We start from the raw sequence: 22194 nt of genomic DNA, 5'->3' as shown, positions 1-22194 counted from the left end.
AGGTCCATCTCGAGAATGCGAGATGGACCTTTTCGTTAACGCCGCGACTCCCTCAGAATTTCAGATTGAAGTTGGCCTTGACGGACTGGACAGAGAGGCCCGAGCCGAACTGGCCGCCATAGGACACACCGAGGATGGCGTTGGGAGAGAGCGCGAAGTCGAGGCCGGCTTCCATCACCGCAGCATCACGGGTAATCGGCACGCCACCAATGGTGAAGGCGCTGCCACTTCCGGCAAGGGCCATTGTCGTGAGCGGAACAGTGCCACCGAAAGCGTGACGCCAGCCCAGCATCCCTCTGAGCGCCGCGGTGGTGCCGCCCAGCGTGAAGCTGGTTGTAGCGCGCAGGCCGAGCGTGGTGAAGGTGGTGCTTGTAGATGCCCCAGCCCCAGTCAGCGCTGCCGCTTTGCCCGTCTCCCGGAAGCTATTGGTATGCAGGTTCACATAGGCGAGGTTGGCGAAGGGCTCGAAGGCGAAGCTGCCGGCACGGATACCATAGCCGAGCTCTCCAAAGATCTGCGTCGTGCCAGCATTGTAGTTACCCTTCAGGCTGTCGACAAAGCCTGGAAATATCACGCTCCGCGACGTCGAAATGTCGTGCCAAGTGTAGGCCATGCCCGTGCGCAAGGCGAAATCGCCCCACTGGGTACCGCCATAGAGGCCGAGATGATAGTTGTCGCTCGCCCCCGACGAATGGCGGTCCTTCACGTTGAACGTTGTGCGGCTGTAGCCACCCAGAACACCAATGCGCCAAGTGTCTGGCAGCTGGCCATCCGCGCCGATCAGGAAGCCGCCGGTCGAACGCTCGATCCGCGCCGCATTGCCGTCACCATTGGTGCGTCCCCAGGAGCCGAAACCCTGCCCCCAGAAGGCGAAGCGGTCGGTGTTAGCGGCGGTCGCACGCGGACGGCCATGAGCATCATAGGTCACCACCGTGGCTGTCGAGCTCCCAGCGCTGTCGAAGGCGGCGCGCAGTCGGTCGTTCGCCGCATTGCGGACGAAGCGGCTATCCTCGATCAGCGCGGTCCGTGCCGAGGCATGGATCTCGCCTGAGAGTTGGTCAAAGGCGTAGCGCGCCACCGCGTTCGTCGGCAGCCAGACGATTGCATTGAACAGCGGGTTGCTAAGCGGAAGACTGTCGGCCCCGCCGCCGGTGGCGACTTGGTTGGGCGTGAGGCCCGCCGACGCGAACGACTTGGTCTGCGCTACGTCGAGATAGACGTGGCTCGGATCATAGCTCGCGATCAGGCCGATGAAGGCTGAGAGCGATGTGTCGCCGGTGAGCGTATAGGCGCCGCTGACACCGCCATCAGCTTGCAGCACCGTGTAGTGGGTGCCAAGCGCATAGGGCGCGGCGTCCAGCTTGATCACATTAAGCGTCGCGCCGTTGGCAATCGTCACGGTGCCGGTCGCTTTAACGAGATCGGAGAGCCCGGTCGAGGTCAATTCGACCTGATAGGTAGAGCCCGCCGCTTGAGAGATATTGCCGTTGACGTTCAGCGTACCGATCGAATTGCCCGGCGCTATGATGCCGCCTGCATTGGCGACGATGCCGCCAACGATGCCGTTACCGCCCAGAATGCCGCCGCCAGAAACCGTCACCAACGAGTTGGCGAGCGAGCCATTCACCGCCAGCCGGCCACCGGTGATAGTAGTTGCGCCAGCAAAGCCGCTGGAATCGGCGGTCAGGACCGTGTTGCCGGCGACCTGGTTGATCGTGCCGACGCCGCTGATCGCCGGAGCGAAGGTGTAGTTGGTATCGGTATGGTTGAAGTTGATCGCCCCGGTGCCCAAGCCGAACACCAGATTGGCGGCGTTCAGAGTGCCAGCGGCGGTTGCCAGTGCTCCGACCGCACCACCAATGTTCAGCGTGCCGATCGAACCGGCCTGACTCGCGATCAGCACCACGCCACTCGCCGAGACGACGCCACGGTTCGCGATCGTCAGCGTGCCCGCGCCGTCGCGACCAACAGTGAGGTTGCCACTATTCGTCCAGACCGAATTCGATCCCTCGACCGTGACCGTTCCGGTCGCGCCTGGATCGTACCCCAAAATGCCATCGGCGTTGCTAACTACACCACCGTTCGCGATCGTCAAAATACCAATCCCGCGGACACCGACGATGAGATTGCCAGTGTTAGTCCAAGTCGAACCAGCGCCATCGACGACAGCTGTTCCGACAGCGCCGATATTCACACTTAGACCACCAAAAGCGCTGCTTACCGTACCGCCATTCTCGATTGTCAGTGCGCCCACACCATTCCAACCGATGGAAAGATCCGCGCTAGTGGCCCAGGTTGAGCCGACGCCATTGACAACCACCGTCCCCTGAGAGCCCACAACGTTGCCGAGGATAGCAAAATTGTTACTGACCATACCGCCATTAGAAATCAACAGCGTGCCAGTACCATTGTTGCCGACAGTAATATCTCCAGTATTGGCCCAGGCTGAGCCAACGCCCGTCACCGACACTGTGCCGGTCGAGCCGGCTCCCTCACCAACATAGCCCCAGCCATTGCTGACCGTGCCACCGTTCGAGATCGTCAGCGTGCCCTTGCCGATACCACCGACGAACACGTCCGAGCTGTTGACCCAAGCCGAACCCGCACCATCGACCGTCACTGTTCCGATCGAGCCCGAAAACGCGCCTACAAGACCCGAGGCATTGCTGACCACACCGCCGCTCGAGATGGTCAGCGTCCCCGTGCCCTGATTGCCAACGAACAGGTTGGAACTGTTTGTCCAGGTTGAGCCGGCGCCGTCCACCAACACCGTGCCGGTCGAGCCGGCCGAACCGCCAAGATGGGCCCAGCTATTGCTGACTTTGCCACCATTCGAGATCGTCAGCGTACCCACACCGACGTTACCGACAATAAGACTACCGCTATTGGTCCAGATCGACCCCGCGCCGTCGACCGTCGCTGTGCCGGTCGAACCCGCAACATTGCCCAGGACGCCATTGGTACTGCTGACCGTACCGCCACTCGTAATCACCAGCGCTCCGGTTTTGAGCGCGCCGACGGTTAGATCGCCACTATTTGTCCAGGTCGATCCGGTTCCCGTGACGTTGACTGTTCCAGAACCATTCCCTGCACCGACTAAGGCAAACGTGTTCTGAACTTTTCCGCCGTTCGAAATTGTCAGAGAAGCCACACCATTGGCGCCGACATAAACATAGTCCGCGTTGGTCCAAGTCGAGCCGATGCCATCGACCGTCATCGTGGCGTTCGAGCCGGCATTAAAAGCAAGAAAGCCCTGATTACTGGAGATTGCCCCGCCATTGAGGATGTCCAGTTTCGCGGTGCCAAAGTCCCCGACAGATAGAATACCGCTGTTGACCCATGCCGAGCCCACACCGTCGACCGTCACAGTACCGCTGGAGCCGGCGTTCACGCCGATCGAGCCCTTACCGTTGTTGATCGTGCCGCCGTTCAAAATTGTCAGCGAACCTACACCACCCGAGGCATGACCAATATCAAGAGTTTGCGCGACTGCGTTGGCTCCATCCACCGACGTCGGATTTGGCGATGTCGTATCAATGATGGCATTGATGCTCGATGTGGGAACAGCGCTGGTGCTCCAGTTTCCGGCCGTGAACCAATCGTTAGAGGTTGCTCCCGTCCAATCGGCCGCTTCTGCCGATGTCGACAACACAGCACCAAGAAACGCGGTAGCACCGATCGCCAGCGTCATTGCCAGATAGCTTGAGCTATTTACCAGATAGCTTGAGCTATTTAAATGACACTGACGCCGAGCAACTGCGGTCGCGTTTTCTCCAATGGTATTCAACGACATCAATGTACCCCAGCGATTTGATAGCAATCGCTTCGTGTGTCGCAGAGTCCGTCGCCATCGTCTTGGGCCGGAGTGCAATGCAATTGTCGTGGAACGCGCTGCCGTATTTTTCCACGGGCTGTTGTCGTTTTGCGACGGTGAGCGCCAGCAGGAGCGAGCCATCAGCTCACCCATTGGTCTTCGGCAACGCCTTGTAACCATCATGCAGAGGCAAGTCGCTGATCACAGCCGTTATCGAATCAGCGGATCGCAGGCTCGGAAACGCGGCCGGCGGCTTAGAAACTATCGCCGAAGCAGAAGAAGAAAGATCTCTATCTGGCCCCGCCAGGAGAACAGCCGAAACGGCGGCGAAAACAGCGATTGAAATAGGACACGTCGCTGAACCCGCTGATCATTGCGATCTCGCTGATGCGATTTCGATCATATCGTCGATCGGACAACATCCGGAGAACGCGTTGCAGGCGAAGTTCGAGAATGTGCTCGGCAAACGTTAGCCCTGTCTCCTGCAGAAGATCGTGAACATAGCGCACAGATAATCCCAGGCTTTGTGCGACGCCCTGCGCGGAGACGGCGGGATTGGTGAAACTTTCCTGCATCTTTGCTATAACAGCCTGCAGTCTGGCGGCACGCAAACCACGCAGGCCGGCGAGTTCAGCGGCCTCGCCCTTGGCACCCGTCGCCAAACCGACCAGATCGACGATTGTGTCGGTCGCGTGCGCGATGAGAACCGGCGAGATGAGCGGACGACCGGTCTCAAGAAGATGGCAATATCGTGTCAGCAGTGTCAGGGCCTCGTTCTGCGCATCGATCGGCAACGCCAGCCGGTCATCCATGTTGGGAAAGGCCTTCGTAAGAATGGCACGCGGAATCACCACGTTCGTCCAAACATTCTTTTCGGCGCCAATCATTCTCAGAGGTTCTGATGCCGATACGAGAGCTGCTTCCCCACGGCCGACGCCATACTCTCGGCCGGCCTGCTTTCCTGTAAGGACCGTATCGGCCCGATTGACCAACAGCAGATAGCCATCGCGCCCATCATCGGCAATGTTACGCGCCTTCCGGGTCGCATTTTGGATCGTCCCGGCCATCTGACCCAAAACAAGTTCGCCAACGGCGGTGGCTTCGATCTGTGCCTCGAAGGGCAGATTATTCGATATGTCGTATTCAACCGACCATATCTCAGCAACGTGAATATCTTGCCAAAGAGCGAACCGCGCGCTCTCGTTAAGATGTTGCGGTAAGTCTTTCGAAGAAAAGATCGTCTTCTCAGGCAATAGAAAAAGTCCTCGATTCACCTATCGGTGGGCCGCAGAGAATGGTGACGATGGTATTGAGCGCGCCAGCGATGTCCGTTCCGATCGTGTGGCCGGCCGTCGAAGCTAAGCCGTAAGACAACGGAACAATGGTAAAGGTTACGATTGCACATCCGGGCAAAGCCGGGCGCTGTGAGCACAGAAACATCGAGCCGCCCTCGCCCCAAAAGGATCGCCGTTGCCGCAGGACGATAGAAAATGGCGCTCGAGCAATCTTATCGAAAACGTCAAACTTAATAGTCAAAACTGCCACTTCTTGGGATCATGCCAGTCGTCCTGTACCCATCGCGGCGCCAGTCATGACCCTCTGCGCAGCCCCTGCTGTACCGCGGCCACGCGATTGGAGCGGTCAGTTGAGGGGTTTCCGCGATTTTGCTAGCTTGGGAGTGACACGCACACTTCCGGCCCTGGTTGCCCTGTCCAGTTGCGGTGTCGCAGTGAGGTTTTGACGATCGTGCCTATGGATTTTGACCGATATATTCAGGTCTCACTCCAAGCAGATGCTGCATCTGCGACGCAGATGTGATCTGTGCAAAAAATCGTCTACAGCTCCCATGACCTGATCGGCGACGAAGCGTTGCGCAAGGAGCAATGGATTTCTTCGCTGTCGTCTGGGTATGTTCATTTGCACGCCGACCCCACGGACGACATCTTATTCCGAGGGGAACTGAGAATCGCTCGAACCAACGAAGTTGCCGTCGGAACAATCCGGGGCTCGGTAAAATCAATATCACGCGCCGCTGATAATATCGCCGCGCAGAATACCAACAATGTGGTGTTGCTCTCGAATGCGGGGGAATCGCCCCTCTGTGTTGATCAATCCGGCCGCAGTGTTGAGCTCGTTTCTGGGGCATCCGTACTGATCGAGCAGTGTGAACCCTCACTGATTAGAGTCACTGACGGCAAATGCGATCTCATCGCCGTCCAGACCGAACGCGAGCGAATTCGCCAACGGTGCGCCAGCTTCGAAAATCGTTTGATGATGGTGGTGCCTAGCCCCTCGATGGCAGGCAGCCTGGTGCAAGCCTATGTGGACGTCTTGATTGGATCGCAGCAATCCATCTCTCCCCTCATACAGCAATTTGCGCCCGAACATATGGCGGATCTCATAGCTGCGGCCATCTCGCCCAGCGACAACGTGCTGGAGAAGGACAACTCTTCCTTTGGAGTTCTAAGTCGCGGGCGCCTGCTATCTGCCCGCAGATATATTTCCCAATGTCTTGGCAATCCCTATCTGGACGAGGAAGACATTGCTGCCCATCTCTGCGTGTCGGTCAGCCAGTTGCGAAAGGATTTTGAGCGCGGCGGTCTCACCATTGGGCGCTATATCCGCGAACAAAGATTAGAGAAGGTCACAGCCATGTTACGTGATCCTCATTTTCAACATCACCGCATCATCGACATAGCCTTTGCCTGCGGCTTTCGTAACCTTGTGACCTTCAATCGCGTATTTCGAAGGGCGCACGACATGACGCCTTCAGACTTGAGGCAGCGTGTCAGATCCTGACAGGTTTGGTGAGCCCATCCCGAAATTCGAGATGGGCCTTGTCATTACGCATTTTCGTGTGTGGTGATCGTCTGGCTCTGCAGATATTCTAAAATGCCCTCGATTCCCGACTTCCTGCCGATGCCACTCTGTTTAACCCCGCCGTAGGGCGCCAGGTGGTTGATCGCCTGAGGTCCATGAGTATTGACCCAAACCTGCCCGGCTTCGATCATCCGGGCTACGGCAACCGCCTTTTCGGTATCGCCGCCCCATACAGAGCCGCTCAGCCCAAACGCCGTATTGTTTGCGCGGGCAATCGCCTCGTCCACCGAGCCATAAGTGGCAACCGGAATCGCGGGACAGAATTGCTCCTCGCTCATCAGGGGAGCATCGTCGGCGAGATTGGCGACGACCGTTGGCCGCATGAAATATCCCGCCGAAAAGACTGCTTCATCCGCGACCTTGCCGAGCGCCCGCACCGTCGCGCCACGGCGCTTTGCGTCTTCGACAAGGTCGCCGGCCCGGGCACGCGCCGTTTGCGTATGCAGCGGTCCCATCGTGACCGAAGGCTCAAGCCCATCACCCACGACGATGGAATCAACGACTTGGCCAAACTTTTCGAGAAACTCCGCACTCCGTTTTTCTGGAACATAGATGCGTTTGATGGCCATGCAGACCTGGCCGCTCATCCTGAATGTCGCCCCGAACATGCGCGACAGCATGGCGGAATTAAACTCCGCGTCGTCGAGAACGATCGCGGCATCGTTGCCGCCTAGCTCCAGCGTCAAGCCTTTGATCGATTGGGCTGCGTTGGACATAATATGTCTGGCCGACGGAATGCTGCCCGTAAACCCGATCTTGCCAACATCTGGATGCATCGTCAGCGTATCGCCGATCTCGGCCGGCAATCCCGTGACGATATTGATCGCACCCGCTGGGAGTTCCTCCGCAAACATCCGAACCGACTGAGTCAGCGTCAGTGGGCAGCTTTCCGGCGGCTTGAGGACAACGCAGTTGCCGGCAAGAAGGGCCGCCACAATCTGGGTAAAGGCTAGAGAATCCGGCGAATTCCAAGGTACGATGGAAACGACAACACCGTACGGCCGATTCGCAACGAATGTTCTGCCATTGGCAGCGACATATCTGCGCTCGTCGTCGAGTTGCGCAGCATAGTCGAGCGCCATGCTCTGACGCTGCGGCACACCCAACAGCTCGGCGCGCGCCTGAGCCAGAGGTTTGCCATTCTCGCGCACAAACACAGCTGCCCGCCGATCGATATCGCTCTCCAGTCGAGCCAGGGCCCGACGCAAGACAGATGCTCGCTGCGAAAAGGTCAGAGCGGCCCAAGCCGGTTGAGCCGCCTTCGCCGCAGCGACCGCCTCGTTGACGTGATCCGGTGTCCCACGAACGATCGTTCCGACAACCTCATCCGGCCGTGCAGGATTTCTGACTTCAATACGATCGGATCCGTCAACATTTCTGCCGTTGATACTGAGATATTCAACGATATGCGCTTGCGTATTTGACTGAGAGTGCATGCTATCTCCGATACGTCAGAGGTTACGATCCGGGATGTTTGGCGACGCTGATCAACACCGTCGCTTCCTTGCCATGCCCTTCAAGCTTCGCGAGCAGTTCTTCCCGCGTGAGTCCGGGCGCAAGAGCTGACGGTTCAAGATCCGTAGCGATCAGCGTGAAGGAATAGTGGCGTACGGAATTGGGAGGTGCGCAGGGGCCCATATAAGTGCCATCCGTTGTCAGCCCTTTTCCACCCACGAATTTTCCTGAGGCTTTGCCGAGTTCGCCTTCCTGAAACGCACTGACGGAAGCTGGAATGCCGTAGATGGTCCAGTGCGTCAGTCCCTGACCTGCCCGCCCCTGCAGATCGACCATGATCAGCGCGAAACTCTTGGTTCCGGCCGGAGCATTGCTCCAGTGGAGCGGAGGCGACACGTTCGCGCCCAAGCAGTTCGGGCTTCTCGGGTTGTTCCCGCCATATTTGAGCGCGAGATAGCCCCCATCCTCGAAGCTCGGTGAGGACAGTGAGAATGGTTTAACCTCATTGACTGTCTGCGCTGGCGCTTGCTGTGCACAGAAGACGAACCAAAGACCAGCTACCGCAATCGCTTTACGCAACATCGTCATTTCATTCCCCGTGACTTGGACGACTGACTTGGACGGCTCCGCGCCTAAAAGATTGAGGCCGTCAATCGCTCCAGATCTGTTGTCCAGAAGGCACCGATTGAAGGAAGGGAGGATTTCAACCGATGGCGCCTGGATGCAGATTGACGGCCATTCCGGCCAGGATTTTGGGGCTCCTGGCCGGAACTTCATGAACTCAGAACGTGCGCTCGAAACGAACACGACCGGTCCAGTTGCTTGGGCTGACGCTCGCCGAAGAGGCGAGAAGCGCTTGCGCCGGCGCGAAACCAGCAACACCCAAAGGCAGGCTCTGCGTCAGCTTCGCGTACGACAATTCAAAGCCGATATCGAAATTGCGCACTGGCGACCAAACCACTTTGCCTAGAACGCCCCAGACCGACGCCTCGGACAGACCGCCTTGTGACCAGGCTGTATTGCGAGTCACGGCGCCTGGTGTCACGCGTGCATATGAGGCCATCAGGTCGGACCGGATGGTCGGAGACCAATAATGAGTGAAGATACCGGCGACTGACCAAGCCTTGGTCTGCTCGGAGCCGCCAACCGTACAAGCGGCATTCACGCAGAACAGGGTGAGATTGCGGTCGACGCGCAGGAACCCACCCAGCCAGTTGCTCGTAACGACCGGATTCGAGTTGAAGCCCTGATTGACCACATAATTGAGCGCGCCAGCGCCATAGACGGCCCACACCTGGATGTTATCGCCAGCGGCGAGCATCGGCAGATTGATTTTGAGGCCGGCACTCATCGCCCAACCGGTGCTGCGAATCTGCGGACCGGCATTGCCGACAACCGCGAGATTGGCATTGCCGAATGTGGCCGTGTTCTCGAGGACAACGCCAGAGAGCATGGCGGCGCCCCAAGACTGGTCGACACGGACGTTTCCGACCAAGGCCGGCAAACGCGTCGCAATCGGCCCAGTCGTCGCCGCTGTAGCGGTAAACGGATTGGCGCCGAGCGTGTTCGCTGTGGTTCCATTGGCCAACTCGCCCGCGTTTTCCAAAGCGAGGGTGGCCGAGAAGCCACCACCAAACGTTGTAGTGTAAGCCAATTGCCGAATGCCGTTCACAAAACCGGCGTTAAACATCGAGTGATACTGAAGCGGCGCCAAGAAGGTGAAGTTGGAAGCCGCCTGGCCCGCCGTGAAGCCCGCGAAGCGAATGTAGGCCGCCTCGACCGTCGAGCTGTTGGCATTTCCAGCTGAGAAAACACCACCGGTGTAGCCCGGCGGGCTGTTGGAGAGGCCCGACGCCGCAGCCAAACGCAGCGTGAAAATGGTCTGAACCGTTCCCCAAGCCGATTGCGTACGGGCGTCCATACTCACGATGCCGCGGGCAAACCAGCCGTTTTGGTCAACGGCATTCGAGCTCACGTAGGTATTCGCCGCAGCGGCAGCGCTTGCCGTCGAGCGATGAACAACTGCGCTCTTTGCCGGCGTGTACCAAGCATCAACACGGACACGGCCACCGATTTTCAAGCAGGTGTCCGTGCCAGGAATCCAATAGAAGCCTGCGCCATAGACGTCGCAGACACGCACATATTCCACCGGTGCGGCCTTCCGCGACGGTAGATCCGCAGATTGCGCGCCCGTCGCCGCCACCAGAGCCGCGGACGAGCCCAACAATAACCCCCTCATAAGCATCATAAGTTTTGCCTCCCCAGGAAAAACGAGCAAGCGAGCCCGCCGACTTGCCGGTTTCCGGCAAAATCAAGATATATTTGCACAAAAATTATTTTGCGCAAAATAATATTTATATGCACAAAATAGAATGCCGCCCTCAACCGGCGTGGCAATTATGGCTGGAATGGATTTCGAGGCCGATCGAATGCGTTCCTCGTTTGAAGCGAGCGCATTGATTCTACAGGCTATATTCGAGGAACGCCTGGCTTCGTGGCAGCGTCATTACGTCCCCAGGTAAAGCTCGGGGAGCCACCGTCTCAAACGGCTGGAAGCGGCTATACGGCCCCAGCTGTGCCGCACAACCTTAGGGAAGAGCTTCGGAACGAATGAACAATCCGGCCCTCTCGAGGCCCTTAGTGATCCGGGCGAGATCCTCCGGATTCTTGAACGGCATAGCGCTAACGCGATCGGCAAAAGAATAGCCTGGGTTGATGGTCATAAGTTCATCCCAGACGTGCCTTGCCTCATCAAGATAGCCGAGGTTGCCAAGCGCCGCAGCGAGATAGGGCCGGCTCATATCCGTCTCTGGAACAAGAAGAATACGTTCCTTGAGGATCGCGGCAGCCGTTTCATATTCGCCGGCCACGATATAGGCCACACCGAGATGATGCAGGTAGGCCTGAGTGAAGTACGGGTCGAGGCGCATGGCCCGCTCTAGGTCATGAATGGCCGCACGGGGAAAGCCCGAATAGATATTGAGTGTCGCACGCAACGACAGCGCGGGGGCGAAGTTCGGATTGAGCGAGAGCGCCTTGTCGACTTCGCAAGCCCAGCGTCCGAAGTCCTTCCTGTACATCGCGACCAATGCAGCCACGCCATGCGCGAACGGTTCGCCAGGATCACGCTCAATCGCCTTATTGACCAGTGCGTCGGCTTCCGCGAGCGCGCATTCGGGATCGTCGGTCCAGCGATTGTAGTAAGCATGGGCGAGTGCCATGGCGAGAGCGGCATAGGGAGCCGAATAGCCCGGATCGAGGGCGATCGCTCGCCGAAACAGGTCACGCGTTCGCTCGAAGATGGCAACATTCTGCGTCACGCCACGCTGTATCACCCGCCCCCGTAGGAAGGACTGATAGGCTTCGACATGCGTTGTTCCACTCGGCGCAATGCCGGGCCATGAAGTTAAGTCAACCGGGTTCAGCGCAGCACTGAGTTCGGCAACAATCTTGCGAGCGACCTCATCCTGGACGGCGAAGAGGTCGTGAGGTTCCAAATCATACCGTTCGGCCCACAGATGATTACCACTGACACCATCGCTCAATTGTGCGGCCACGCGGAGACGGGCACCGCTCTTGCGAATACTCCCCTCTACGACATAGCGGGCGCCCAGATCGCTGGCGATGCGACGCACGTCTGTCGCCATGCCTCTATAGGCAAAACTGGAGCTTCGAGAGATCACGACCAAGCCCGGGATCTTCGACAAGGTGGTGATAATCTCGTCGGCCAGCCCGTCGCCGAAGAAATCCTGATCGGGATCGGTGCTGAGATTTGCGAACGGCAGGATTGCCAGTGACGGCCTTGGCGCAGGAGCGTTGAGAGCTTCCTCAGCCGCACCAGCGGAACCTTTGAAAAGATATCCGATGCGCGGAATGGTGGTGATCCATTCTTCCCCGTCGGGCGCGGGGTCGATCGCTTTGCGCAGCAGAGCGATCTGAACCGAGAGATTGCTCTCCTCGACAGCCGTCCCAGGCCATGCCGCATCCATCAGCTCAGTTTTGGTGACAATCTCACCCTGCCGCTTGAGCAGTGTTTCCAGAAGCAAGATGCCGCGGCGCCCAACCGCCACGCGCCCACCTTTCCGCAGCAGCGTTCCATTGTCGAGATTAAGTAAAAATGGACCGAAGGTGAAACGCTGTCCCTGCATATGACTTTGAACCGCAACGGCTTCGGGAATTGTTCGGATATTATTCGACGCCCCTTCAATACGCCAGCGGTCGCCATCGCCACACTCCTTCACGTTACGACCGTTCGCCCTTTCCATTCAGCAGCGCACCCAGTCGATGTCTTGGCTGATCGCCGCAAGTGAGAACTGGGCAGCATTCCGCCGGTCAGCAGCCCCACCCGATGGAGGGAAGCGTGAAGACGATACTCAAACTACTCGTAGGAGCGACAATGACAGCGGCAGCGATCTCCGCACTCGGATCGGCCCAGGCCAAAGGAACAGATAAGGCGATCGTCCTCGTCCATGGCGGCTTTGTCGACGGATCGGGCTGGGAGGGAGTCTACAAGATCCTGAAAAAGGAGGGTTATGACGTCACCATCGTTCAAAACCCGACGACGACCCTGAAAGCAGATGTCGCGGCGACCAAAGCCGCCATCAGCGCCCAAACAAAACCCGTCATCCTCGTCGGTCATTCTTATGGCGGCGTTGTCATTACCGAGTCCGGGACCGACCCCAAAGTGGCCGGGCTGGTGTACGTAACCGCGTTTGCGCCCGATAAGGGCGAATCTGTTTCGTCGCTGATTGCCAATCCTCCTCCCGGGGCGCCGGTACCGCCGATCCTCCCGCCGCAGGATGGCTTCCTGTATCTGGACAAGACAAAATTCGCTGCTTCTTTCGCTGCGGATGTGAAGCCTGACCTGGCCGCCTTCATGGCCGACTCCCAGGTTCCCTGGGGCCTTGACGCCTTGAATGGCACGGTCACCGAGCCCGCCTGGAAGAGCAAACCCAGCTGGTATCTCGTGGCGACCGACGACAAGATGATCCCTGTCGGCGCACAGCGCATGATGGCCAAGCGCGCCGGCGCCAAGACTATCGATCAGGCAGGCAGCCACGCCGTCTACGTCTCGCAGCCCGCAGCGGTGGCGAAACTCATTGAAGCCGCTGCCGCCGAAGCCAAGTAACCGGCCAGACCGAAGCTATGTCGGCGCTCGTGACCAAGACGAAACATTTGCAAGACGAAACACTTGCAAAGGTGACACTTGGAAGCGAGCGCCGACGCGCGACTATGCGGTAGTTGGGCGCCATGAGAATCCGGCACGTCTAGATCTTATGGTCCCCGCCGGAAACGTTTCGGGAGGGGTTATCAGATGCCGATTGTTCCGAAGACGGACACTGTGGGGGTGAAATCCATTGTCCTCGTGCATGGTGGTTTTGTCGATGGATCGGGCTGGCAGGCCGTCTATTCCATCCTCAAGCGCGACGGCTACGAAGTAATCGTCGTCCAAAATCCAACGACCTCTCTGGCCGACGATGTTGCCGGCGTCAAACGCGCCATCGCAGCCGCTTCCGGCGACGTCCTCCTCGTTGGCCACTCCTACGGTGGCGTTGTCATCACGGAAGCAGGCAACCATCCAAAGGTAGCCGGATTGGTCTATGTCACGGCATTCATCCCTGAAGCCGGCGAGTCCGTCGCGATACTGATCGCAAATCCTTCGCCGGGCGCGCCTGTCGCTCCGATTGTGTCGCAGCGAAATGGCTTTCTTCTGCTAGACAAAGCGAAATTCACTGATGCCTTCGCGGCGGATATCGACCCTGACAAGGCAACCTTCATGGCTGCTTCCCAGCGTCCTTGGGGCATTGAAGCTCTGAATGATGCGACCACAGCTCCGGCCTGGAAGACGAAGCCGAGCTGGTATCTGGTCGCCAAAGACGACCGAATGATCCCGTCCGATGCTCAACGCGCCATGGCAGAGCGCGCAGGTTCCATTGTCGTGGAACTCGACGGCAGCCATGCGATCTACATGTCCCACCCCGGTGGGGTCGCGGAGTTGATCGAGGCTGCAGCCGAGGCCGTCGAGGCTTCCGCGGGCTAGCTATTGAACCGATCGTAGGACGGAGCGACCGCCGATCAACGCATTGTGGTGGCAGTCGCTCCCGGCCATCTCATAGATATCAGGACCGTCATTCAGCCGCCGTGTCATTCTTCACGGGACGGATGGAGGCCAGGCGCGACAGAGCTTCGCGGACGCCGGCCCCATAAGCAGGATCGGCTTTGGTGCAGTTGACGATGTGACGCTCTTGGATATCGATCGCAGCCCCACCAACCGCTCGAGCAGTGTTGTCAAACAGCAGCTGGCGCTGGGCGGAGTTCATCTTGCGGAAGAGATCGCCCGGCTGCTGATAATGATCGTCATCGACACGATGATCCCAGTGGGCAGCCGCGCCATCGACCTCGAGCGGCGGCTCATTGAGATCGGGCTGGTCCGTCCATTCGCCTCGGCTGTTGGGGAAATAATTCAAGGTGCGACCGAGATTGCCGTCCGTGCGCATGGCACCATCGCGGTGATAGCTATGGAATGGGCATTTCGGTGCGTTGACGGGAATATGATTGAAGTTGACGCCAAGACGATAGCGCTGCGCGTCGCCATAAGAAAACAACCGCGCTTGCAACATCTTGTCCGGCGAGAAGCCAATTCCCGGCACGATATTGGCCGGTGAGAACGCTGCTTGCTCAACCTCGGCGAAAAAATTTTCCGGATTCCGGTTCAGCTCGAAAATACCGACCTCGATCAGCGGAAAGTCCGCCTTGGGCCACACCTTGGTCAGATCGAATGGATTGAAGGGAAATGCCTTCGCCCGCTCGTCGCTCATAACCTGGACGAACAGCGTCCAGCGTGGAAAATCGCCGCGTTCGATGCTTTCGAAGAGGTCGCGTTGATGCGTCTCGCGATCTTTTCCAACGACGGTTTCCGCTTCCTGATCCGTCAGATTGTCGATGCCCTGCTGGGTGCGAAAATGAAACTTCACCCAGGTGCGCTCATTGGCGGCGTTGATGAAGCCGAAGGTGTGGCTGCCAAAACCATGCATGTGCCTGAAGCTTTTTGGAATGCCACGCTCGCTCATGACGATCGTGACCTGATGCAGTGCCTCGGGAAGCAGCGTCCAGAAATCCCAATTGTTGTCGGCCGAGCGCATGCCGGTGCGCGGGTCACGCTTGATGGCATGGTTGAGGTCGGAGAAACGCAATGGATCGCGGAAGAAGAAGACGGGCGTGTTGTTGCCAACCATGTCCCAATTGCCTTCCTCCGTGTAAAATTTCAACGCGAAGCCACGAATGTCGCGTTCGGCATCGGCCGCACCGCGTTCGCCCGCGACAGTCGAGAAGCGCGCGAACATCGGCGTCACCTTGCCGATCTCGGAGAAGATCTTCGCCTTGGTGTAACGGGTGATATCGTGGGTCACGGTGAACGTGCCGAAGGCACCTGCGCCCTTGGCATGCATGCGCCGTTCCGGGATCACTTCGCGATCGAAATGCGCAAGCTTCTCGATCAGCCAGATGTCCTGCAAGAGTGCTGGGCCACGCGGCCCCGCCGTCAGAATATTGAGATTGTCGCCGACCGGTGCACCGGTCGCATGAGTCAGATTTGGCTGTTTATCAGTCATGAACATACTCCTTCTGGTGGCGCTGCACACGCGTCGATGAAGCGCGGTTCGGGTGGCGGATAGGGTCAGCCGTGCCAGTGCGAGCAGCGGATGACGCTGCAGAAATTGCCGCGATGGAAATGCGGCTCCTTGTCGGCGATGACGTCGGCCTTGACGTTGCCGAAGGTGGTGTCCGGCTTATGCTTGATGCCGTCATAGAAGGCTTGAATAATATCTTCTTTGAATTTCGGTGTGCGCGGAAAGGCGCGGACGACGGCTTCGCGCTCGGCATCGGAATATTGTTTGTAAGTGAGCCCGAGCACGTCCATCTCGACACCGGCGGTGACGAGGGCGACGACGGGGTGCATGTGCTGCGGCACCCCCGGTGTGGTGTGGAGTGCGATCGCGGTCCATACCGTGGTGGCGTCCGCCTCCGATATCCCGTGGTTCTGCAAGAAGGCGCGCGCCGCATGGGCGCCGTCGACCTCGAAGCGTTCGTCCTGGCTGCTGTGTTTAGGCATCAGCCCGATGTCGTGAAACATCGCGCCTGCATAGAGCAGCTCTCGATCGAACTTCAGGCCGCGATGGATGCCGGCCAGGGCGCCGAAATGATAGACGCGGCTCGAATGATTGAAGAGCAATTCCGTTTCGTTGTCGCGGATGAACTCGGTGATAATCCGCGCCAGCTTACTATCTGGAATCGCAGCGTCTTTGACGATAGTCCCCATTGCTTTCTCCTGCATTTTTCAGTCGTCAGCAGGATAAAATCGGGGTACGTTGTCTGCAATCAACTGAATACGTCATAAACGGACAAAACCAGACCGAGGCGGACGCGAATGCGCATGAAGGCAAAAACGATTGTGATGGTGGCGTTGCCTGGCGTGCAGCTACTCGACGTCTGCGGGCCTCTCGACGTCTTCGCCGAAGCGAACGCACAGACCGGCCATGAGGCTTATCGACTTATCGTCGCGGCTGGCGCGCCGGGTCCGATGCGCAGCTCATCTGGTGTTCAACTGATGCCGGACCGGATTTTAGACCGCGACTTCGAAGAGGCTATCGACACTCTTCTCGTCGCCGGATGCCCGAACGCGGCCGAGGTCCCGGCGGATAGCCTCGTTATCGACTGGCTGCGGCGACGGGCACCAATGACCCGGCGCTTTGGCTCGGTCTGCAGTGGCGCCTTCTTCCTTGCTGCGGCGGGCTTGCTCGATGGTCGGCGCGTAACGACGCATTGGGCGGTTGCCGAGCGGCTCGCGCAGCAGTTCCCCAACGTAACCGTGGATGAGGACGCGATCCTGGTCAGCGACGGGCCGCTGCGCACCGCGGCAGGCGTGACAGCGGGGCTCGACCTGGCGCTCGCGCTCGTCGAGGAAGATCTCGGTCGCGACATCGCCATGCGAGTCGCCGGCCAGCTCGTGATGTTTTTCAAGCGGCCCGGCGGGCAGATGCAGTTCAGCCGCAAGGGCGAAGCCATGCCGGCTGGTCGGGCCGCGCTACAGGAGCTTCAGCGCTGGGTCGCTGCCAACCCTGCGCTCGATCACAGCGTGGCGAACCTTGCCAAGCGCATGGATCTGAGCCCGCGCCACTTCTCGCGTCTGTTTCGCAGCGAGGTCGGCATCACACCGGCAACCTGGGTTGAAGAAGCGCGCGTGAGCGCGGCGCGGCGGCTTCTCGAACAAGGGAGTGAGGCGCCCAAGCAGGTCGCTGCGCATTGCGGATTTGCCGATGCCGACACCTTACGACGCGCCTTCGCGCGGCACGTCGGTGTCACGCCTGCAGAGTATCGCAAACGCTTCGCCGGCATCGCAGCTTGATGTAAACCGCCGATCCATTCACAGCCGAAGCTCTTGAGAATGGTGGTGGGGGAAGCAGGACTCGAACCTGCGAAGGCATAGCCAGCGGATTTACAGTCCGCCCCCTTTGCCGCTCGGGACATTCCCCCGGAGCCATCCTGTCCCGGGGGACTGGCGTGCCGGCCTAGGCCGGCTGACGGACCCCGCGAACGGGGCGTCTCCGTGTGCGCCGCTTATGGAAAGACGACCCGCGCCTGTCAACCCCTCGCGGGCCTTCCATTGCTTATCCGGGCCGCCCATGAGAAGAGACCCACCGAATTCACAGTGCGAGGACGGTTTGGCTAAAAATTTCAGCGGCAATAAAGGCGGCTCCAAAGGCGGTGAAGGCCGACGCGGCCCGAATCCCGAGGGCCGCCCTCCTGCGCGCCAGGGCCGCGGCCATCAGGAGCGCGGCAGCCGGTCGCACCCGCCAGGCCACCGCCCCGATCCCGATATCGTCCAGATTTTCGGATTTCACGCAGCGACCGAGGCCCTGAAGGCCCCGCGCCGTAAAATCGTCCGCGTCTATGCCACGGCGGCAGCAGCACAGCGCCTTGAACAGGAGCTGTCGGCCCGCAAGCTGACGCCGATCGTCGTCGAGGCCGAAGAGATTTCCGCCCGGCTGGCGCCCGATGCCGTCCATCAGGGCATATTGGTGGAGGGTCGCGCGCTCGAGCCGCTCGACATCACCGATCTGGTGCCGGAAGGCATCGTTCTCATACTCGATCAGGTCACCGATCCGCACAATGTCGGCGCCATCCTGCGCACGGCCGCTGCATACGGCGTCCAAGCCTTGATCACCACCGAGCGTCATTCCCCGGCGATGACCGGCATTCTCGCCAAGGCTGCCTCGGGCGCTCTGGAACATGTGCCGATTGTCAGCGTGGTCAATTTGGCCCGCGCGATGGAATATCTCGGTCGCGAGGGTTTTCTGCGCGTCGGACTTGATTCCGACGGCCCCGCCTCGCTCGAAGCAACGCCGCTGCGCACGCCGATCGCTTTGGCGCTGGGCGCCGAAGGCAAGGGTCTGCGTCGTTTGACCCGCGAGAACTGCGATGTCCTCGCCCGGCTCGACATGCCCGGTGCGATCCGCAGCCTGAACGTCTCCAATGCCTGCGCAGTGGCGCTGACCTTGATACGTGTCAGCCTCTCTCGCTGAAGTAAAAAGCGTTTCTACGGAAACGCGATTTGCCTATTAGCGCGCCCGCTTTTTGCCACGACGCGGTTCGCGTTCAATCGCCTGCGGCCGCATGTCGGCGCGTTTTTGATAGACGACCTGCGGCGCGGTGCAGCCGCCGGCACGCGCCACCGGCGGCGTAATGGCGCCCTTCATGCCGCTGCCGATAATGATGATGGTCGGCGGCACGCAAAGCGTCGGGACCTTGTAGTACCCGCCATATTGCAAGCCCGCATCGAGCGGCGGCTCTGAAGACATCTCCAGCGGTGGCTCAGCCAATCCGGACGGATAGACGCCATAGGCTGGGAAAGGCGCGCCGTAGACGAATCGACGCCCTGGCCACGGCCTATGAGGACCACCCATTGGCGGGCGGAACTGGCCCTGCATCGATGGCGGCCGATGGGCCGGCTGGACATGGAGCGCCGGCGCCGGCCCGATGCGCGGCAGAAGGGCGGGTGCGGGACGAGGCGCGGCCATGGGCGCGGCTGGAGCGGATTTCGCCCCTACGGCACCGGATAGGGCGAGCACGATCACGCCCATGGCAGTAGCCATCGTGGAAGAGGTTCGCATTGCAAACTCCGACGCGAGGTGGCCTCCTCGACACCATTCTAGCGCGATGAACCGCCCTGTTGGCAATTATCTTTTCGCCATGCCCATGGGCAGCAATCCGTGAAGGTCGGATACCCCCGCGCGATCACGCCACAATCGATCTACTGATAGTTGTCGTCTCCCTAGACTTTAGGCGAACAAGAACAGGCCGGCGCTCTATTCCACCCCCAAGAATAGGCCTGAAGCCTTGGTTCCGACCTGACACTCGACAAAAGTCGAGTGAATCGAAAATAGGACTGCGCCACAGCGATAAAATTACCTCGTCGCCGGACAAATCATACGCGCATTAGACGAAGTATTTAATCGTGATGCATGGACTTCGCGCAGCCCAGTCGTAAAGCAGATGACGCCCGGCGTCATAAGGCTGGGTTGAATCGAAGGTCTCGGGATCGCGGCGCACCAGCGCCGCCCCCGCTTCGCTTCAGTTGAAACGGCGTTCCGGCGCCATCGCCGAATTTCAAGTGGAGGGCCCGCACGCGACAGCCTGCGCACACACCAAGCCAGCCGTCGCCTGCGCGAAAGAAAGTGGAGCTAAAAATGAGCACAGCGAGCATCGCGGCCGATGGAAAGGCCCGGCCGATGACGAAGGAGGAACGAAAGGTCATCGTCGCCTCCTCCGCCGGTACCGTCTTCGAGTGGTATGACTTCTATCTGGCCGGCTCGCTGGCCGCGAATATCGCGGCAACCTTCGTGCCTGGCACCAACGACACCGCGAAATTCATCTTCGTGCTGTTCGGCTTCGCCGCCGGCTTCGCCGTGCGCCCGTTCGGCGCCCTGTTCTTCGGGCGCCTGGGCGACCTAATTGGCCGCAAATACACCTTCCTCGTCACCATGACGATCATGGGCCTTGCCACGTTCGTCATCGGCCTTCTGCCGAGTTACGATACGATCGGCTATCTCGCGCCCGCCGCCTTCGTCATCTGCCGCCTGCTGCAGGGCCTCGCGCTCGGTGGCGAATATGGCGGCGCCGCGACTTACGTCGCCGAACACGCACCGCAAGAACGGCGCGGCTTCTATACATCGTGGATTCAGACGACGGCGACCGTCGGCCTGTTCCTCTCGCTGATCGTCATTCTGACACTGCGTCTCAGCATGACGCCGGAGGCCTTCAACGCTTGGGGCTGGCGCATTCCGTTCCTGGTCTCGATCCTGCTTCTCGGGGTGTCGATCTGGATCCGCCTGCAGCTCGCTGAATCGCCGGCCTTCCAGAAGATGAAAGCCGAAGGCACCGCTTCCAAGGCGCCGCTGACGGAAGCTTTCGGCCGCTGGGAAAACGCCAAGATCGGCCTCATCGCCTTGTTCGGCGGCACCGCCGGTCAAGCGGTGGTCTGGTACACGGGCCAATTCTACGCTCTGTTCTTCCTCACCCAGACGTTGAAGGTCGATGGCACGACGGCGAATCTCTTGATCGCGCTCTCGCTTCTGGTCGGCACGCCATTCTTCATCTTCTTCGGTTGGCTGTCGGACAAGATCGGCCGCAAGTCGATCCTACTGGCCGGCTGCCTCATCGCCGCGTTGAGTTACTTCCCGCTGTTCGGCATGCTCGCCAAAACAGCGAATCCGAAGCTCATCAACGCGACGGAGAACGTCAGACTCAGCCTCACCGCCGATCCGGCCGAGTGCAGCCTGCTCTTTGATCCGGTGGGTGTGCGCACTTTCACCAAGCCCTGCGACGTGGTGCGCCGGACCCTGGCGACAAGCTCGATCCATTACGATCTTGTTCCAGGCCCCGCCGGCTCGCCGATGAAAGCAACGATCAATGGCGCCGAGGCTCCGTCGGCCCCAGCCGATCTGGTCGCGGCAGCGATCAAGGCCGGCTATCCCACGGTCAATGATCCGACCATCCTGAAGACGCCGTCGATCGGCGAGTTGTTCGGCAGTAGCCGAGCTCTCGCAGCCGCCGGCATCCTGTTCATCCTCGTCATCTTCGTGACGATGGTCTACGGGCCGATCGCAGCCTTGCTGGTCGAACTGTTCCCGACCCGCATCCGTTACACTGGCATGTCGCTGCCCTATCACATCGGCAACGGCTGGTTCGGTGGCTTCCTGCCGCCCACCGCCTTCGCCATCGTGGCGGCCAGCGGCAATATCTTCGCCGGCCTCTGGTATCCGATCATCGTCGCACTCATGACCTTCGTGATCGGTCTCATCCTGCTACCGGAGACGAAGAACCGCGACATCTACGCGGACGACGGCAAGCGGTAATCGCCGCAAGCAAACGGCAGCGCAGCGAGAGCCCCGCGGGAAACCGCGGGGCTTTTGTTTGCGCCTGCAACGTGCGTGTTATGCCTGTTGCGTGCGCGCCCGCACATTCACCGGCCCACAAGACGCCTATCCTGCAATCATCGGCGCTCGGGATTGATCTCAACGCCAAGATTTGTGGGAGAGCATCATGAACGCGATTTCGAAGAAGACCCTCACCGCCACCGTCGGCGCCCTCGCTTTGGCTGCCACCTTCGCGGTTTCCTCCACCCCGGCCTCGGCCGGCTGGAAGCATCACGGTTACGGTTATGGCGGCGGTCTTGCTGTCGGCCTGCTCGGCGCAGCCATCGTCGGTGGCGCCATCGCCGCCTCCCAGCCCGCCTATGCCGCTCCCGCCTACGGCTACGGCGGCTGCGAACTGCGCCAGCGCCCGATTTACAATTCCTGGGGCGAAGTCGTCGGCTACCGCCGCCCGGTGCGCGTCTGCTACTGATTTCGTGACGGCGGGTCAGACTGCCCTCTCCTCCCGCCTCAACGAAGAACCCTCCGGCTGCCGCCGCAAGCCGGAGGGTTTCGATTTCTCAAATGGCTTTGGAAAAACTGCCTCACCCCCGATTGCACCGGCGGCCAAGCACT

The 22194-nt window shown here is 59.8% G+C and carries 16 protein-coding genes and 1 tRNA gene; 7 read left to right on the top strand and 10 right to left on the bottom strand.

All coding sequences use genetic code 11. The features are described 5' to 3' along the window. Positions 1-52: 52 nt before the first annotated feature. Complete coding sequence (locus BLW50_RS02425; protein WP_090696920.1) at positions 53-3691, bottom strand: autotransporter outer membrane beta-barrel domain-containing protein; 3639 nt, start codon at positions 3689-3691, stop codon at positions 53-55. 413 nt (positions 3692-4104) lie between these two features. Beyond that, the gene (locus BLW50_RS02420; RefSeq protein WP_090696918.1) at positions 4105-5067 is read right to left on the bottom strand and encodes an AraC family transcriptional regulator; all 963 of its coding nucleotides are present in this window, start codon (positions 5065-5067) and stop codon (positions 4105-4107) included. 568 nt (positions 5068-5635) lie between these two features. On the opposite strand from BLW50_RS02420, the gene BLW50_RS02415 reads away from it, so the two are divergent. Further along, positions 5636-6613 carry a helix-turn-helix domain-containing protein gene (locus BLW50_RS02415; RefSeq protein ID WP_090696916.1) on the top strand — a complete coding sequence of 326 codons (978 nt, stop codon included), beginning with the start codon at positions 5636-5638 and terminating at the stop codon, positions 6611-6613. Positions 6614-6657: 44 nt separating this feature from the next. On the opposite strand, the gene BLW50_RS02410 is transcribed toward BLW50_RS02415, so the two are convergent. The 4 genes from BLW50_RS02410 to BLW50_RS02395 form a co-directional block, all read right to left on the bottom strand. After that, complete coding sequence (locus tag BLW50_RS02410; RefSeq protein ID WP_090696913.1) at positions 6658-8130, bottom strand: aldehyde dehydrogenase family protein; 1473 nt, start codon at positions 8128-8130, stop codon at positions 6658-6660. Between the two features lie 22 nt (positions 8131-8152). Beyond that, positions 8153-8737 (bottom strand): YbhB/YbcL family Raf kinase inhibitor-like protein, encoded by a 585-nt coding sequence (locus BLW50_RS02405; protein ID WP_170849946.1) that lies wholly within the window; start codon positions 8735-8737, stop codon positions 8153-8155. A gap of 193 nt (positions 8738-8930) precedes the next feature. Further along, entirely contained in the window at positions 8931-10376 is a 1446-nt protein-coding gene (locus tag BLW50_RS02400) for a porin (RefSeq protein ID WP_170849945.1), read from the bottom strand. Between the two features lie 361 nt (positions 10377-10737). Next, positions 10738-12414 (bottom strand): winged helix-turn-helix domain-containing tetratricopeptide repeat protein, encoded by a 1677-nt coding sequence (locus tag BLW50_RS02395; RefSeq protein WP_090696906.1) that lies wholly within the window; start codon positions 12412-12414, stop codon positions 10738-10740. A gap of 131 nt (positions 12415-12545) precedes the next feature. Here BLW50_RS02395 and BLW50_RS02390 point away from each other — a divergent pair, with 131 nt between their 5' ends. Together BLW50_RS02390 and BLW50_RS02385 are read left to right on the top strand one after the other, a co-directional pair. Beyond that, entirely contained in the window at positions 12546-13277 is a 732-nt protein-coding gene (locus BLW50_RS02390) for an alpha/beta hydrolase (protein WP_090696903.1), read from the top strand. 186 nt (positions 13278-13463) lie between these two features. Next, entirely contained in the window at positions 13464-14189 is a 726-nt protein-coding gene (locus BLW50_RS02385) for an alpha/beta hydrolase (RefSeq protein WP_090696900.1), read from the top strand. 88 nt (positions 14190-14277) lie between these two features. Here BLW50_RS02385 and BLW50_RS02380 read toward each other — a convergent pair whose 3' ends face one another. Beyond that, positions 14278-15759, bottom strand: a complete 1482-nt coding sequence (locus BLW50_RS02380) for a catalase (RefSeq protein ID WP_090708581.1) — start codon at positions 15757-15759, stop codon at positions 14278-14280. A gap of 65 nt (positions 15760-15824) precedes the next feature. After that, complete coding sequence (locus BLW50_RS02375; RefSeq protein WP_090708578.1) at positions 15825-16466, bottom strand: HD domain-containing protein; 642 nt, start codon at positions 16464-16466, stop codon at positions 15825-15827. Positions 16467-16580: 114 nt separating this feature from the next. On the opposite strand from BLW50_RS02375, the gene BLW50_RS02370 reads away from it, so the two are divergent. Beyond that, a complete protein-coding gene (locus BLW50_RS02370) occupies positions 16581-17552 on the top strand; it encodes a GlxA family transcriptional regulator (protein ID WP_210186141.1) in 972 nt (323 codons plus the stop codon). Positions 17553-17595: 43 nt separating this feature from the next. Here the strand turns inward: BLW50_RS02370 and BLW50_RS02365 are convergent. Next, positions 17596-17680 (bottom strand) — tRNA-Tyr (locus tag BLW50_RS02365). 188 nt (positions 17681-17868) lie between these two features. Here BLW50_RS02365 and rlmB point away from each other — a divergent pair. Beyond that, entirely contained in the window at positions 17869-18729 is an 861-nt protein-coding gene (gene rlmB, locus BLW50_RS02360; protein WP_244544114.1) for a 23S rRNA (guanosine(2251)-2'-O)-methyltransferase RlmB, read from the top strand. A 36-nt stretch (positions 18730-18765) separates the two neighbouring features. Here rlmB and BLW50_RS02355 read toward each other — a convergent pair whose 3' ends face one another. Then, positions 18766-19317: a hypothetical protein gene (locus BLW50_RS02355; protein WP_139267434.1), complete on the bottom strand. Its 552-nt coding sequence runs from the start codon at positions 19315-19317 to the stop codon at positions 18766-18768. 576 nt (positions 19318-19893) lie between these two features. On the opposite strand from BLW50_RS02355, the gene BLW50_RS02350 reads away from it, so the two are divergent. Further along, positions 19894-21561: an MFS transporter gene (locus BLW50_RS02350; RefSeq protein WP_210186017.1), complete on the top strand. Its 1668-nt coding sequence runs from the start codon at positions 19894-19896 to the stop codon at positions 21559-21561. A 187-nt stretch (positions 21562-21748) separates the two neighbouring features. Then, entirely contained in the window at positions 21749-22051 is a 303-nt protein-coding gene (locus BLW50_RS02345) for a hypothetical protein (RefSeq protein WP_244544113.1), read from the top strand. The last annotated feature ends 143 nt before the right edge of the window (positions 22052-22194 follow it).

This window comes from Beijerinckia sp. 28-YEA-48 (assembly GCF_900104955.1).
Taxonomy (GTDB): Bacteria; Pseudomonadota; Alphaproteobacteria; order Rhizobiales; family Beijerinckiaceae; genus Terripilifer.
This window is presented reverse-complemented; position numbering and strand designations above follow the sequence as displayed.

What these genes read in the sequence shown, in the direction of transcription:
- BLW50_RS02390 (WP_090696903.1), top strand. Translation starts at nt 12,546, where the DNA reads ATGACAGCGGCAGCGATCTCCGCACTCGGATCGGCCCAGGCCAAAGGA.
- BLW50_RS02395 (WP_090696906.1), bottom strand. Translation starts at nt 12,414, where the DNA reads ATGGAAAGGGCGAACGGTCGTAACGTGAAGGAGTGTGGCGATGGCGAC.
- BLW50_RS02405 (WP_170849946.1), bottom strand. Translation starts at nt 8,737, where the DNA reads ATGACGATGTTGCGTAAAGCGATTGCGGTAGCTGGTCTTTGGTTCGTC.
- BLW50_RS02385 (WP_090696900.1), top strand. Translation starts at nt 13,464, where the DNA reads ATGCCGATTGTTCCGAAGACGGACACTGTGGGGGTGAAATCCATTGTC.
- BLW50_RS02355 (WP_139267434.1), bottom strand. Translation starts at nt 19,317, where the DNA reads ATGCGAACCTCTTCCACGATGGCTACTGCCATGGGCGTGATCGTGCTC.
- BLW50_RS02370 (WP_210186141.1), top strand. Translation starts at nt 16,581, where the DNA reads ATGAAGGCAAAAACGATTGTGATGGTGGCGTTGCCTGGCGTGCAGCTA.
- BLW50_RS02375 (WP_090708578.1), bottom strand. Translation starts at nt 16,466, where the DNA reads ATGGGGACTATCGTCAAAGACGCTGCGATTCCAGATAGTAAGCTGGCG.
- BLW50_RS02350 (WP_210186017.1), top strand. Translation starts at nt 19,894, where the DNA reads ATGAGCACAGCGAGCATCGCGGCCGATGGAAAGGCCCGGCCGATGACG.
- BLW50_RS02410 (WP_090696913.1), bottom strand. Translation starts at nt 8,130, where the DNA reads ATGCACTCTCAGTCAAATACGCAAGCGCATATCGTTGAATATCTCAGT.
- BLW50_RS02425 (WP_090696920.1), bottom strand. Translation starts at nt 3,691, where the DNA reads ATGACGCTGGCGATCGGTGCTACCGCGTTTCTTGGTGCTGTGTTGTCG.
- BLW50_RS02380 (WP_090708581.1), bottom strand. Translation starts at nt 15,759, where the DNA reads ATGACTGATAAACAGCCAAATCTGACTCATGCGACCGGTGCACCGGTC.
- BLW50_RS02345 (WP_244544113.1), top strand. Translation starts at nt 21,749, where the DNA reads ATGAACGCGATTTCGAAGAAGACCCTCACCGCCACCGTCGGCGCCCTC.